At 72.8% G+C, this 13,084-nt stretch carries 13 protein-coding genes; 6 read left to right on the plus strand and 7 right to left on the minus strand.

What is annotated here, in order from left to right:
- Positions 1-184: 184 nt before the first annotated feature.
- Positions 185-1,396, minus strand: a complete 1,212-nt coding sequence (locus ACFXAE_RS22620; RefSeq protein ID WP_384717736.1) for a PLP-dependent aminotransferase family protein — start codon at positions 1,394-1,396, stop codon at positions 185-187.
- A 166-nt stretch (positions 1,397-1,562) separates the two neighbouring features.
- Positions 1,563-3,041 (minus strand): helix-turn-helix domain-containing protein, encoded by a 1,479-nt coding sequence (locus tag ACFXAE_RS22625; RefSeq protein WP_384717836.1) that lies wholly within the window; start codon positions 3,039-3,041, stop codon positions 1,563-1,565.
- 209 nt (positions 3,042-3,250) lie between these two features.
- Between ACFXAE_RS22625 and ACFXAE_RS22630 the strand changes: the two genes are divergently transcribed.
- The gene (locus ACFXAE_RS22630; RefSeq protein ID WP_384717739.1) at positions 3,251-4,000 is read left to right on the plus strand and encodes a DUF4232 domain-containing protein; all 750 of its coding nucleotides are present in this window, start codon (positions 3,251-3,253) and stop codon (positions 3,998-4,000) included.
- A gap of 70 nt (positions 4,001-4,070) precedes the next feature.
- Here the strand turns inward: ACFXAE_RS22630 and hemB are convergent, their stop codons facing one another.
- Complete coding sequence (hemB, locus tag ACFXAE_RS22635) at positions 4,071-5,063, minus strand: porphobilinogen synthase (RefSeq protein ID WP_384717742.1); 993 nt, start codon at positions 5,061-5,063, stop codon at positions 4,071-4,073.
- Between the two features lie 198 nt (positions 5,064-5,261).
- Here hemB and ACFXAE_RS22640 point away from each other — a divergent pair, with 198 nt between their 5' ends.
- Positions 5,262-6,473: a hypothetical protein gene (locus ACFXAE_RS22640; RefSeq protein ID WP_384717745.1), complete on the plus strand. Its 1,212-nt coding sequence runs from the start codon at positions 5,262-5,264 to the stop codon at positions 6,471-6,473.
- Between the two features lie 52 nt (positions 6,474-6,525).
- Here ACFXAE_RS22640 and ACFXAE_RS22645 read toward each other — a convergent pair whose 3' ends face one another.
- Positions 6,526-6,978 (minus strand): hypothetical protein, encoded by a 453-nt coding sequence (locus tag ACFXAE_RS22645; protein WP_384717748.1) that lies wholly within the window; start codon positions 6,976-6,978, stop codon positions 6,526-6,528.
- Positions 6,979-7,175: 197 nt separating this feature from the next.
- Here ACFXAE_RS22645 and ACFXAE_RS22650 point away from each other — a divergent pair, with 197 nt between their 5' ends.
- On the plus strand, positions 7,176-8,135 hold the full coding sequence (locus ACFXAE_RS22650; protein WP_384717750.1) for a D-2-hydroxyacid dehydrogenase family protein: 960 nt from the start codon (positions 7,176-7,178) through the stop codon (positions 8,133-8,135).
- Positions 8,136-8,187: 52 nt separating this feature from the next.
- Here ACFXAE_RS22650 and ACFXAE_RS22655 read toward each other — a convergent pair whose 3' ends face one another.
- Together ACFXAE_RS22655 and ACFXAE_RS22660 are read right to left on the minus strand one after the other, a co-directional pair.
- Positions 8,188-8,658 carry an RICIN domain-containing protein gene (locus ACFXAE_RS22655; RefSeq protein WP_384717839.1) on the minus strand — a complete coding sequence of 157 codons (471 nt, stop codon included), beginning with the start codon at positions 8,656-8,658 and terminating at the stop codon, positions 8,188-8,190.
- 187 nt (positions 8,659-8,845) lie between these two features.
- Complete coding sequence (locus ACFXAE_RS22660) at positions 8,846-9,454, minus strand: TetR/AcrR family transcriptional regulator (protein WP_384717753.1); 609 nt, start codon at positions 9,452-9,454, stop codon at positions 8,846-8,848.
- 94 nt (positions 9,455-9,548) lie between these two features.
- Here ACFXAE_RS22660 and ACFXAE_RS22665 point away from each other — a divergent pair, with 94 nt between their 5' ends.
- Positions 9,549-9,980, plus strand: coding sequence for a nuclear transport factor 2 family protein (locus tag ACFXAE_RS22665; protein ID WP_384717756.1), 432 nt, complete (start codon positions 9,549-9,551; stop codon positions 9,978-9,980).
- Positions 9,977-10,831, plus strand: coding sequence for an NAD(P)H-binding protein (locus tag ACFXAE_RS22670; RefSeq protein ID WP_384717759.1), 855 nt, complete (start codon positions 9,977-9,979; stop codon positions 10,829-10,831). Before ACFXAE_RS22665 ends, ACFXAE_RS22670 begins: the two co-directional genes overlap by 4 nt.
- A gap of 363 nt (positions 10,832-11,194) precedes the next feature.
- On the opposite strand, the gene ACFXAE_RS22675 is transcribed toward ACFXAE_RS22670, so the two are convergent.
- On the minus strand, positions 11,195-12,088 hold the full coding sequence (locus ACFXAE_RS22675) for a helix-turn-helix domain-containing protein (RefSeq protein ID WP_384717762.1): 894 nt from the start codon (positions 12,086-12,088) through the stop codon (positions 11,195-11,197).
- Between the two features lie 466 nt (positions 12,089-12,554).
- On the opposite strand from ACFXAE_RS22675, the gene ACFXAE_RS22680 reads away from it, so the two are divergent.
- Positions 12,555-13,082, plus strand: coding sequence for an SMI1/KNR4 family protein (locus ACFXAE_RS22680; protein WP_384717765.1), 528 nt, complete (start codon positions 12,555-12,557; stop codon positions 13,080-13,082).
- The last annotated feature ends 2 nt before the right edge of the window (positions 13,083-13,084 follow it).

Consider the following 13,084-nt stretch of genomic DNA (forward strand, 5'->3'; position numbering starts at 1 on the left):
GACGGCCCGTTCTCTTCCAGGAGTCGAGGACGGGCCGCTGTCTTCCCGGGACGGGCGGCCCCACCATGGGTGCCATGGCAACCAACGCCCCGCACCGACGTCCCGCGCTCCTGCCCGACCTGGAGCGGTCCCGTGCCGTGGTGGTCGCCTGCGACCACCACGGTGGGACCGGTAGTGACGCGGCTCAGCCGCCCAGCCCCGCTGCGAGCCGCCGCAGTCCCTCCGTGATCTCCTCCGGGGTCTGGGTCACGAAGCACAGGCGCATGGTGCGGCGGTCCGGGTCGGCGGCGTGGAAGGGGGCGCCGGGGACGTACGCCACGTCGTGCCGGACCACGTCGGGGAGCAGTGCCGTGGTGTCGTACGGCTCCGGCAGCCGGGCCCAGAGGAACATGCCGCCTTCCGGCCGGGTCCAGGCCGAGCCGTCGGGAAGTGCGGTGGGCAGGCCCGCGAGCATGGCGTCGCGGCGTGCGCCGTAGGCGGCCGCGACGCGGCGGACGTGGGCGTCGAGGTCGTTGTCGGCGAGGTAGCGGGCCGCGGCGAGCTGATTGACGGTGGGGGTGTGCAGGTCGGCGGCCTGCTTGGCGACGGCGCAGGCGCGGCGCAGGCCGGCGGGGGCGCGCAGCCAGCCCAGGCGCAGGCCGGGGGCCATGACCTTGGAGAAGCTGCCGAGCAGCACCGTGCGGTCGCCGGCGCCGGGGTGGGCGGCGATCCACGGCACCCGTTCGCCCTCGTAGCGCAGTTCGCCGTACGGGTCGTCCTCGACGATCCACAGTCCGCGCCGGGCGGCGACCCCCGCGACGGCGGCGCGGCGGGCGGCGGGCAGGGTGCGGCCGGTCGGGTTCTGGAAGGTGGGCACGGTGTAGAGGAGTCGGGGGCGTTCGCGCGCCACCAGTTCGTCCAGTGCGTCCGGGTCGAGGCCGTGCTCGTCACCGGGGACGGCCACCACGCGTGCCCCGGCCAGGGAGAAGGCCTGAAGTGCGGCCAGATAGCAGGGGTTCTCGACCAGGACCGTGTCGCCGGGTTCGAGCAGCACGGTGGCGAGGAGGGAGAGGGCCTGCTGGGATCCGGTGGTGACGAGCAGGTCGTCGGGGGTGGTGGGCAGCCCGCGGGCGGCCGTCCGTTCCGCGAGCGCCGCCCGCAGCGCGGGCTCGCCCTCCGTCGTGGAGTACTGCAGGGCCTGCGCGGGTGCCCCGTCGAACACCGCCCGGTACGCCGCCGCGATGCCGTCGGTGTCGAACAGTTCGGGCGCCGGGAGCCCGCCCGCGAAGTTGATGACCTCGGGGCGGGCGGTGACGGCCAGGATGTCCCGTACGGGCGAGCCGCCGACCGTGCGGGCCCGTGCCGCGAACGGCGGCGCGGGGGCGGGGGCGGAGGTGGCGGGCTCGGTGACGGTCATGGCACGGCTCCTCGGTCTGCGGTGACGACGCGTGCCCGCAGCCTAGAAAATCGCGTGCCCCCTACACGCGGCTTTCCGCGATCCGGACAGCCCGGCCGGTCGCGGAACGCGATCACCTTGTGCCGGGCGGCGGTTGGACCGCCGCCCGGACGCGTCGTCCACCGGATCAGGTGCCGTCGAAGTGCTCCCAGGAGGTGCCGCCCAGCATGTACCCGTAGTACTCGGTCTTCGAGGCGCTGGTGCGGAACGGCTTGCCGTGGTCGTCGATGCGGACCGTGCCCCGCCGCGATCCGCTGGACCAGTCGAGCTCCAGGTACCAGCGGACGTCGCGCCCGGCGGTGTGCGCGTTGACGTAGAAGACCTCGGGGTCGGACTCGTTCACGCTGTAGGGGAATTTCCGCTGTCCGTTGATCGGGGTGACCAGGGCGTTGCCCAGATCGAGCGACACGTCGAACGACTTGGTGCCCACCTCGCCACCGCAACCGACGCCCATCGCGTACTTGTTCCAGGTGAGCGGCGCCCCACTGTTCACCACACGCACGTGCAGCCCTTGCAGGACGACGGTCTCCTCGCCCGTGCCCTGCACGGTGAGCTCGACCACCTGCCGGTCGGCGGAGACGGCACCGAGCGGGGTGGCCCAGCCGACCGCGTCCTGCTGGACGGGCGGCTTCGGTACGTTCTGCGGGCTCCGGTCGATGAGGAAACTGTGCTCGCAGGGGGTGTCCCAGTAGTACGGCGTGGTCTGGACCGTGACCGGAACGCCCTCCTCTCCCCCGGTGTCCCAGCCGGTGGAACCGCCGGCGTTCCCGCCCCGGGAGGCCGAGGGGCTCGCCTTCGGCCCGTCCTTCCCGGACCCGGAGGCGGAGACGGACGGCGTGGCCGACGCGCTCTTGCTCGGGGAGGCCGACCGCGCGGTCCGCGACGGCGAGGGGGACGCCGAGGGGGAGACGGTGGCTCCGGCGGCGTCGGAGGAGCCGCCCCGTCCGGTCTCCCCGTCCGGAAGCAGCGCCGCTCCGAGTGCCACGGCGGCGACGAGGGCGACGGCCGTCCCGGCGTACAGCGCGGTCCGCCGTGAGGGACCGCGGCCACCCGCCGGTGTACCGCTGCGGGCATCACCGACCACGGTGACGACCGGCTCCCTGTCGCCCGGGGACGCCTCGCTCCCGGTACGAGAGGACTCGGCCTGCCCTTCGGAGGACTCGGCCTGCTTTTCGGAGGACTCGGCCTGCCCCTCGGGTGACTCCGCCTGCCCCTCGGAGGACTCCGCCTGCCCCTCGGAGGACTCGGCTCCCGCCGCGGAGGACTCGGCTCCCGCCGCGGAGGACTCGGCTCCCGCCGCGGAGGACCTGGCCTTCTCCTCCGAGGACTTGGCCTCCCCCTTCGCGCCGCCGCCCTCCTTCACGCCCCGCATGGCGTCCGCGCGGATCCAACGGCGGTGGAGCTCCAGCAGTTCCTCGGGGGTCGCCCGGCACAGCCGGGCCATCCGTTCCACCGGGGCGAACTCCACCGGTACGACCTCACCACTGACATAGCGGTGGAGTGTCGACGCACTCATGTGCAACCGCTTGCCCAGTACCCCGTAGCTGAGGCCGGAACGCTCCTTCAGCTCCTTCAGCAGCCCCGCGAAATCGTCCCCGGCCACCATTTCTCCCACTCCCGCATCCCCGTACCGCGTCCCAGCGGGACACCGTTTCCCCAGCTCAGAGTCGTTTTTGTCATTCCATTGTCCCGCATGCCCCGACGCCGCTGGCGACCGGGACGGACCGTGCCACACGCTGTGGTCATCCAAGCAGCCGTTCCTGAAAACCAGTTGAGCGGCCCGCACACTCCAGCCACACCCGAAGGGGCTCCATCATGTCCGTACGCACCGTCCGCACCCGCCTGTTCGCCGCCTCCACCGTCGCCCTGGCGGCGCTGGCACTGACGGCCTGCGAGGGCGGATCGGACACGGGCGCCGACAGCCCGTCCTCCTCCACCACGGCCACCGCCGAGGCGAAGCCGTCCACCGGGGACTCCGCCGGCACGGCCGGAAACAACGGCTCGAACGGCACGGAGGCCCAGGGCGACAAGGGGAGTTCGTCCGGCTCCTCGGGCACCGGCAAGGACAACGGCACGGCAGGCGGTTCCGGGAACGGGTCCGGGAACGGGTCCGGGAACGGGTCCGGGAACAGCTCCGGCTCCGGCGAGCAGGACAAGGGCATCCCCGGCAAGTGCTCCGCGTCCGCCGTGAAGATCACCTCCACCGAGGTGGACCGCCCGATCAACCACCTGCTGCTGAAGGCCACCAACACCGGCTCGAAGACGTGCTACCTGCCCGCTTACCCGCAGGCGAGGTTCGGCGAGGCCCAGTCCGTGCCGCCGGTCTTCGAGGAGACCAAGCCGCAGGCGGTGACGACCCTGGAGCCCGGCAAGTCCGGTTACGCGGGCGTGCTGCTGTCGGCCGCCGACGGCAGCGCCGGGAACGGGCACACGGTGAACAGCCTCACGGTTCCGTTCGACGACGGCTCGATCGCCACCGTGAGCCTGCCCTCCGGCGGCGTCCACGTCGACGACGCCCTGAAGGTCACCTACTGGCAGCCCACCATGGCCACCGCCCTGTACTAGAACGCGGCACCCGCCCGTCCCGTCCCGGCCCTCGGCCGGCCGGGACGGGCCGCGGGCGTGCGGCAGGAGGTCAGCGCAGTGTGCGGGCCACCTCGGTGGCCCAGTAGGTGAGGATGTTGCGCGCACCGGCCCGCTTGATGCCGGTCAGCGACTCGAGGATCGCCCGCTCCCGGTCGATCCAGCCCTTCTCGGCGGCGGCCTCGATCATCGAGTACTCACCGGAGATCTGGTACGCCGCCACCGGCACGTCCACCGCGTCCGCGACCCTCGCCAGAATGTCCAGATACGGACCCGCCGGCTTCACCATCACCATGTCGGCGCCCTCCTCCAGGTCGAGCGCCAGCTCGCGCATCGACTCGCGGACGTTCGCCGGGTCCTGCTGGTACGTCTTGCGGTCGCCCTGGAGCGAGGAGGCGACGGCCTCCCGGAACGGCCCGTAGAAGGCGGACGCGTACTTGGCGGTGTAGGCGAGGATGGCGACGTCCTCCCGCCCGATCTGGTCGAGGGCGTCGCGGATCACCCCGATCTGCCCGTCCATCATCCCGCTCGGCCCGACGACGTGGGCGCCCGCGTCGGCCTGCACCTGCGCCATCTCCGCGTACCGCTCCAGCGTGGCGTCGTTGTCGACGCGCCCCTGTTCGTCGAGGACCCCGCAGTGCCCGTGGTCGGTCGTCTCGTCGAGGCACAGGTCGGACATGACGAGCAGGTCGTCCCCGACCTCGGCCCGCACGTCCCGCAGGGCCACCTGGAGGATTCCGTCCGGGTCGGTACCCGGCGTCCCCACGGCGTCCTTCTTCGACTCCTCCGGCACGCCGAACAGCATGATCCCGGAGATCCCGGCCGCCACGGCCTGAGCCGCCGCCTTCTTCAGACTGTCCCGCGTGTGCTGCACGACCCCCGGCATCGCCGCGATCGGCACCGGTTCGGCCACGCCCTCGCGCACGAAGGCCGGGAGGATGAGGTCGGCGGGGTGCAGCCGGGTCTCGGCGACCATGCGCCGCATGGCGGGGGTGGTCCGCAGACGCCGGGGCCGCGTGCCGGGGAAGGATCCGTACGTCGTCATGCCGCCTACGCTACGCCCGCCCCCCGCGTGCCTTTGCCGACGCGGAGTCGGCCCGGGCCTCCGGGGACCGAACCCGGCGCCCCCGGACCTCGTGGCGTGTCCGGCAGGGCTGGAACCACCTGCGTCGGTCCGGGCCGAGCCCTATAATCACCACGTCGGCCTTCGGCGCCCCGGCGGGAGCGTCCGGAGGCTTTTTTCATGCCTTCCGACACCTCCGAACCCACCACCACCTACCGCGCGTTGCTCCGCGACCGCGAGTTCGCCGGCCTGTACGCGAGCTTCACGCTCACGGTCGCCGCGAGCACCCTCTCGGGCTTCGCCCTCGGCACGCTGGTCGACGACCGGACCGGCTCCCCGTTCCTGACGGCCGTGAGCATGTACGGCGCCACGTTCGCGACCGTGCTCGGCGCGATGACGCTGATGTCGGCCGCGGACGGCAACCGGCCGCGCCGCACCCTCGTCGCCCTCCAGTGCGTCTCACTGGCGGGTGTCGCCGCACAGGCCGTGCCCGGGCTGCCGCTGGCCGCCCGGTTCGGGCTCCTGCTGCTGCTGGGTTTCTTCCAGTCCCTGGGAACCGGTACGCGGATGGGGCTGCTCTCCGAGGTGGTACCGGTCTCCGCGTACGTCCCGGCGCGTTCCCTGATGAACATCACCTCGGGCGGCACGGCCGTCCTCGGTTTCACGCTCGGCGCCGTACTGCTGCGGTACCTGAGCCCGCAGGGCCTCTTCGTCACGGCGGCGGTCCTGACCGGGACCGGGCTGGTCGTGGTGGCGACGACCGTCCGGGAACGCTCGATCCGCCCGCCCCGCCGCCCCGGCCTCCGGCAGACCTGGACGACGAACGCCGCGCTCCTCTCCCGCACCGGCCCGCGCGCCCTGCTGCTGAACCTGTGGGTCCCGAACGGCCTGATCGTCGGCTGCGAGGCCCTGTTCATCTCCTACGCCCCCGACCACGCCGGCATCCTCCTGGCCGCCGGATCCGCGGGCATGCTCCTCGGTGACCTGACCGTCGGGCGGCTGCTCACCGCCGACCTGCGACGCCGCTGCGCCTTCGCCCTGCGCCTGCTGCTCGCCGCCCCCTACCTGCTGTTCGCCCTCCACCCTCCCCTGCCGGTGGCGACGGCCGCCGTGTTCGTCGCCGGTGCCGGTTTCGCCGCCACCCTCCCCCTCCAGGAACACCTCCTGGCGCTGACCCCCGACCCGGTCCGCGGCCAGGTCCAGGGCGTCGAGTCCGCCGGCCGCATGACGTGCCAGGGCATCGGCGCCGCACTCGCCGGCGGCACCGCCCAGTACCTCGCCCCCGGCACGACGATCACCGCGCTCGCCGCGGTCTCCGTCGCCGTCACGCTCCTCTCCCGCCCCTTCGTGGCCCGCACCCGCGCCGTGCACGTCGAGAGGACCGGCGGCTGAGCCCCACGGGCGCGGAATCGGGCTGCGGGGAAGGGCGGTGGCCGGTGTGCCGTCAGCGCAGGGTGTACTCGCACAGGTGCTTGCCCTCGGCGCCGCCCTGGTCCTCGACGACCTTCTTCCCGTCGACGGTGATCGAGCAGGGAGCCGCCCCCAACTGGCCGTTGGTCATCTTCACCGGCCCCGGCACGACGGACACCGTGATCCCCACCTTGCGTTCGGTGGGGTTCAGGGTGATCTCGTCCGCCTTCTTCCACGGCAGCGTGACCTGCTCGGTGCTGTTCGTGCCGAGGGTGTAGTAGACGCTGGACCTGCCCGCGCCGCCGACTTCGAGGGTGACCTCGTACGTCTTGTCCTCGCCCTCGGAGGCAGGCCCGGAGGACGAGGCGGCCGTGCTCCCGCCGGCGCGCTCCTTCTCGTCGCCGTCGCCGCTGCCGCTGCCGCCGCCGCACGCCGTCATCAGCCCGGCCGCCGCGATGAGCGCCGTCACGGTCATTGCCCTGCGCATGTGTGTTCTCCCACGTGGTACGGATACGACCCGGTGTGCGTCATGGGTCGTACGAAGCATCGTATGCAGGGCACCGACCGGCATCGCGGGGTGCCGGTGGGCCGGCCCCCGACCGTGGCCGCACCGCCATGCCGGACAATCCGGGGGCGTCCGCCCGAGCCGTGGCGGAGGCACCGCCCCCGTGGGAAAGGACCGACATGCGGCTTCGCTGCGCCGTGCTCGACGACTTCCAGGACATCGCCACCACGATCGCCGACTGGAGCCCCGTCCAGGACCGGGTGGAGGTCACCGCCTTCACCGAGCACTTCGCCACCGAGGACGAACTCGCCTCAGCACTCGCGGACTTCGACATCGTGGTGACACTGCGGGAACGCGTCCCGTTCCGCGCCTCCCTGCTCGACCGGCTCCCCCGGCTGAAGCTGATCGTCGCGTCCGGCATGCGCAACTCGGTCATCGACCACGCGTCCGCCGAACGCAACGGCGTCACGGTCTGCGGCACCCAGAGCTCCCCCACTCCGCCGGTGGAACTGACCTGGGCCCTTCTGCTCGGACTGGCTCGCGGCATCGTCACCGAGAACAACGCCCTGCGGGCGGGCGGCCCCTGGCAGTCGACGGTCGGCGCCGACCTGCACGGCCGCCGTCTCGGCCTGCTCGGGCTGGGCAGGATCGGCAGCCGGGTGGCACGGGTGGGCCTCGCCTTCGGCATGGAGGTCACGGCCTGGAGCCCTCACCTCACCGAGGAGCGCACGGACGAGGTCGGCGTCGAACTGGCGCCCTCGAAGGAGGAGTTGCTCCGCACCAGCGACTTCGTCTCCCTGCACCTCGCCCTGGGCGACACCACCCGGGGCATCCTGGGCGCCGCCGACCTCGCCCTCCTGAGGCCGACCGCGTACCTGATCAACACGTCCCGCGCGGCGCTGGTCGACCAGGAGGCGCTGCTCGCGGCACTGCGCGAGGGCCGGATCGCGGGCGCCGGCGTCGACGTCTTCGACACCGAACCGCTGCCCGCGGACCATCCAATGCGCACCGCGCCCCGGTTGCTGGCCACCCCGCACCTCGGCTATGTCTCACAGGCCAACTACCGCACGTACTACGGCCAGGCGGTCGAGGACATCGAGGCCTACCTGGCCGGCGCCCCGATGCGCCGCCTCGGCTGACGCCACCGGAGCCGGCGTCGCCGAGACGGCCGCTCAGCGGCGTGGCTCCGGGTCAGAACTCACTGGCGGGGAACACCCGCCACACCTGGGACAGGTGCACCCCGCCGCCCCACATCCGGGTCAGGCCGAGCAGCTTGTCGTTCAGCTGGTGGTGTTCGGCGAGGGCGAGCGCGAACCGTGGGTGCACGGCCGAGACGATGACGTAGCTGTCGGAACTGACGTCCTGGCGGACGAACCTCCAGTTCTGGTGAAGGCTGTCGGTGCGCTCCTGGAAGGTGACGATGTCCGACGGCTTGGCGCCGACGGTCAGGCAGCGGCGGTTGGCGAACGATTCGATCCGTGCGGTCCCGTCCCCGTTCTCCACCAGGTACCACTTGTGGCCCGTGGTGTTCGTCCGGAACGGGAACTCGGCCCAGTTCTGCACGTGGTTGTTGACGCCGTCGTGCCAGTCGTTGCACATGAAGTACGTCCCGGTGACGTGATGGGACATCCCCACCGGACCGATGGGCAGCGCCGTGATCATGTCGGGCACGAGTGACTCCTCGTCTCTCGGTTCGGGCCGGACGGCCCTGTACGCGAGGAGCCTTCACACCCGCCCGCCGCCCCAACCAGCGGGCGGAGTCGCACCACCGCGCTCCGCGCCCGCCTGCGTACCCCGCGCAGCGGCGTACTCCGCGCACGCACCGGCACACGACAAAACGCCGTACGCCTCACGGCCCGGCCAGCACCTTCCGCACGAACTGTCCCAGGTGTGCCCGCAGTTCGTCCCGGCCCGTCCCGCACGCCCCCGCGAGGTACTCGACCAGGTCCGCCCGTACGGCGGCCAGCAGGGCGTGTGCGGTGAAGCCGGGGTCGGCGATGCCCGGGACATCGGCCAGCGCGGAGCGCAGCAGCTCGTGCCACCGCCCGTAGTGCTCCGCCCGGTAGGGGCTGCCGGACCCCGCTGCCTCCAGCGCCAGCATGAGATGGCGGTGGTCCAGCTTGAAGCACAGCAACGCGTCGAGCAGCGCGGGCACGCGTTCCGCCGGCGGCGTGCCGGGGCCCAGGGGCGGCGGCCCGTGCGACACCGCCGCCTCAAGGGGCTCCAGCCGCGCCGCGTACAGCGCGGCGATCAGCGCCGTACGGTCGCCGAACGCGCGGAACAGCGTGCCCTTGCCGACGCCGGCCGCCGCCGCGACGTCGGACATCGTGATGTCTCCGGGGCTGTCGCAGCGCGCGAACAGGTCGTCCGCCGCGGCGAGCAGGGCCGCCCGGTTGCGCGCCGCGTCCTTGCGCGGCCTGCGCGCGGGCGCACCGTCCACCGGTTCCGTCTCCATCATCGACCTCCACGCTTGCAAAGCGGACCAGCGGTCCGTATCGTCGCTTCCAGTAAAGCGGACCGACGGTCCGTATTCTACGGGACGGAGACACCCCATGCCCGAGCACACCCCCGCCTCCCCCGAGGCGCTCTTCCGCCACAGCCTGCGCCTGCTGCTGGACAAGGACATCCCCGCCTGGACCGCCCTGTGGGACGACGACGGCGTCCTGGAGTTCCCCTTCGCCCCCGAAGGCTGGCCCCGGCGCCTGGAGGGCAGGGAGGCAATCGCCGCGTACATGCGCGACTACCCCGACCACATCGACCTGCACGACATCCCCGACCTGCACATCCACCGGACCGACGACCCCGGCACCCTCGTGGTCGAGATGCGCGCGGAGGGCCGCGTGGTCGCCACCGGCGCGGCCTACGACATGACGTACATCGCCGTCGTCACCTTCCGGGACGGCCTGATCACCGGCTACCGCGACTACTGGAACCCGCTCGTCGTGCGCGAGCCCGGCGTCGACTTCACCAGGAGCACCCGATGACCCCCACCGGCACCGTCCTCGTCGTCGGCGCCACCGGCACCACCGGAAGCCGCACCGCCGCCCGGCTCCTCACCGCCGGCCACCGCGTCCGCGCCGCCTCCCGCCGGGGCACCCCGCTCCCCGGTGCGGAACCGGTCCGCTTCGACTGGTACGACCCCGCCACCCACGACGCCGCCCTCACCGGCACCGACCGTGTCTACCTCGTCCCACCGGTCGGGGACCCGGACCCGGCGGCGGTCATGCTCCCCTTCCTCGAACGGGCCCGGACCCTGGGCGTGCGCCGAGCGGTGCTCCTCAGCTCCTCGGCCGTCCCCGAGGGCGGCCCGGCGGTGGGCAGGGTGCACCAGGCCCTCCCGTCCCTCTTCGACGAGTGGGCGGTGCTGCGCCCCTCCTGGTTCATGCAGAACTTCACCGGCGCCCACCTCCACGCCACCACGATCCGCGAGACCGGTGCCTTCGCCACCGCCACGGGTGACGGCCGCGTCGCCTACGTCGACGCCGACGACATCGCCGCCGTCGCGGTACGCGCCCTGACCGACGACGACGCCCCGAACCGCGACCTCGTCCTGACCGGCCCCGAGGCCCTCACCCACGACGACATCGCCACGCTCCTCACCGAGGTCACCGGCCGCCCCGTCACCCACCACCGCCTGACCGTCACCGAGGTCCGCCACCGCCTCACCGAACGGGCGGGCGTCCCACCGGAGTTCGCCGCCCTCCTCGCCGACATGGACCACGCCATAGCCACCGGCACCGAGTCCCGCACCACGAACACCGTCCACCACCTCACCGGCCGCCGAGCCCACGATTTCCGCACGGTCGCCGAACGGGAGACCGCGCTCATCCCCTAGGGGCCTCAGCCCTGCCACCGGGAAGAGGCCGCCCCGGGTACCGCCACACTGCCCGTCATGACGGCTCCGGCTCCCCGGTGAAGGTCGACCCGATCGGAAGCGCCGGCCAGAGCGGCTGACCCGCACCGACGGCACCGGGGTCACCGGCGGCGGAGTTCCCACTTCGCCCACAGGTCTCGCACGGCACCGACCCCATACCCCAGCTGTCGGCCTCGACCGGGTCGGTGAGCTCGGACCAGGAATGCCCCCCTCTCCGCGACAACGCGACGAGGGCGGCTCGCTCCAGGTCCCGGTCCACACCGCGGGTGGGGGAACGGCGCACGTACCGGGCCACCTCGGCGGACGGTACGGGTGGGCACGGGCTCAGGCCGCGCTCGCCGCCCCGCTCGTTGCCGTCACCCCGTGCCGGCAGTCGCGGCAGCGGCCGGGTTCCGGGGCGCGGAAGACCCGCTCGCAGCCGTCGCAGTCCTGGAAGGGTGGCGGGCGGTGGGCGCCGGACGTGGCCGGTGGAGGCGCCGGGAGCACGGGAAGCGGCGGGGGCAGCAGCTCGCGGAGGCGGTAGGCGATCACGCCCGCCGGGTGCTTCATGGGGACGGGCAGGTCGGCGGTCAGGGTGCGGTGGACGGCGGCGGGGGTGGTGCCCCGTTCGAGCCAGTCGACGACACCCGGGGCCAGTCTGTTCACGTCCCGCAGGGACAGGGTGAGGCGCTCGTCGGTGCGGCGCAGGCCGGCGAGGAGGGTGACCGCCTCCTCGTACCACCGCCCCGAGCGGGCGGGCTCGCGCGGCGGATCCACGGGGGCGGGGGCGGGTACGGACGCCTCAGGGGCCTCCACCGGCGCGTCCGGGGCAGCCGGGGCAACCGGCTCACCGGGTGTTTGGTCGCCCTCCTCGGGAGCCTCCCGGCCGCCCGCACCCTCCACCGAGCCCCGGGTGTGGGCACGGCCCGTCCTCGCGTGCCCGGCCGTCCGAGCGGGGACGGACGACACGGCCGCCCGCACGGACGGCGGCGTGTGGTGGGCGTACGTGCGCGTCACCAGACGGCCCGTCTCCGTGTGCTCGCGCACCCGCTCCAGGTAGCCGTGCGCCTCCAGCTCCCGCAGCGCGAACGCGATCCGGTCCCGCCCTTCGGGGAAACGCTCGGCAAGACTGCGGATGTCGACCGGCGTGCCCTCGGGCACCGACAGGATGTGGGTCGCCAGCCCGATCGCGGTCAGCGACAGCTCGCGGTGCTGGGCGAGGTGATTGCCGATCACCACGTACTGACCGGACTGGTACGTGCGTACGTGCGTGACACCGGAAGGTGTGGCGGATCCTCGAACACCCTGAATCGGGCGCGGGGCAGGACTAGGCTTCTTCTCAGCCATGGGGAAGGCTTCTTCTTCCTCGTTGGTCAGGCCCTCGCCTTGGGAGTGCTAGTCCCGGCGAGGGCCGACGCATGTACGGGCTTGTGGGAGCGCCGAGTTGCTCCGGCCGCTCCTGTGCCGAGACTGCCCGCCCGAACCACCGCCGCGCCAGCCAGTTCGACACGTTTCACCCGCCCGAGTGACCTACGCGAGGTTTGGTTGGGTTGGTTGGTTTTTACCCTTGGTTCTTAAGGTCTTTTACCGCCCGCAGCCCCGGCCCGCGTCCCACCGCGTCCCGCCTCGCCCGGCTCCGGTGTCCCGCCACCCGAGACGTCCCCCTCCCGGCCCTGTTGTCAGTGACGGCGGTTACGGTGCCCGGGTGATCCAGACGACCGCTGACGACCGCAGCCTCCCGCCCGCCCTCGCCGACCTGGCCCGCACGGAGATCGACTACGCCGACGGCGAGGGGATCGACTTCGAGCCCTACGACGCCTTCGAGTCGGCCGAGGAGACCACCGACTGGCTGCGCCAGTGGACGGGGAACCACGAACTCGACGGCGACGCCTACCGGGTGTTCGGGCAGGACGGAAGCGGCGGGCTCGCGGCCGTCTGGTACGGGCGGCCGGGCAGGCCCCTCGCCGAGCAGCCCGTGGTCTTCATGGGCTCGGAGGGCGAGAACGGGGTCGTGGCAGGCAACCTGTCGGACTTCCTGTGGGTGCTGGCCGACGGCATCGGCCCGCTGGAGACGGTGCTGTACGACGAGCACGAGGCCCGCCCGAACGCGACCCTCACCGGACTCGCCGAACGGTACGCCACCACCCCGCGCCGACCGGCCCGGGACATCATCGCCGAGGCCCGCGCCGAGTTCCCGACCTTCGCCGAGGACATCGACGCACTCTGCCGCTGAGG

The organism is Streptomyces sp. NPDC059454 (assembly GCF_042749965.1).
Taxonomy (GTDB): Bacteria; Actinomycetota; Actinomycetes; order Streptomycetales; family Streptomycetaceae; genus Streptomyces.

What these genes read in the sequence shown, in the direction of transcription:
- ACFXAE_RS22625 (WP_384717836.1), bottom strand. Translation starts at nt 3,041, where the DNA reads ATGGTGGCCGGGGACGATTTCGCGGGGCTGCTGAAGGAGCTGAAGGAG.
- ACFXAE_RS22640 (WP_384717745.1), top strand. Translation starts at nt 5,262, where the DNA reads ATGCCTTCCGACACCTCCGAACCCACCACCACCTACCGCGCGTTGCTC.
- hemB (WP_384717742.1), bottom strand. Translation starts at nt 5,063, where the DNA reads ATGACGACGTACGGATCCTTCCCCGGCACGCGGCCCCGGCGTCTGCGG.
- ACFXAE_RS22660 (WP_384717753.1), bottom strand. Translation starts at nt 9,454, where the DNA reads ATGATGGAGACGGAACCGGTGGACGGTGCGCCCGCGCGCAGGCCGCGC.
- ACFXAE_RS22655 (WP_384717839.1), bottom strand. Translation starts at nt 8,658, where the DNA reads ATGATCACGGCGCTGCCCATCGGTCCGGTGGGGATGTCCCATCACGTC.
- ACFXAE_RS22630 (WP_384717739.1), top strand. Translation starts at nt 3,251, where the DNA reads ATGTCCGTACGCACCGTCCGCACCCGCCTGTTCGCCGCCTCCACCGTC.
- ACFXAE_RS22650 (WP_384717750.1), top strand. Translation starts at nt 7,176, where the DNA reads ATGCGGCTTCGCTGCGCCGTGCTCGACGACTTCCAGGACATCGCCACC.
- ACFXAE_RS22665 (WP_384717756.1), top strand. Translation starts at nt 9,549, where the DNA reads ATGCCCGAGCACACCCCCGCCTCCCCCGAGGCGCTCTTCCGCCACAGC.
- ACFXAE_RS22645 (WP_384717748.1), bottom strand. Translation starts at nt 6,978, where the DNA reads ATGCGCAGGGCAATGACCGTGACGGCGCTCATCGCGGCGGCCGGGCTG.
- ACFXAE_RS22620 (WP_384717736.1), bottom strand. Translation starts at nt 1,396, where the DNA reads ATGACCGTCACCGAGCCCGCCACCTCCGCCCCCGCCCCCGCGCCGCCG.
- ACFXAE_RS22670 (WP_384717759.1), top strand. Translation starts at nt 9,977, where the DNA reads ATGACCCCCACCGGCACCGTCCTCGTCGTCGGCGCCACCGGCACCACC.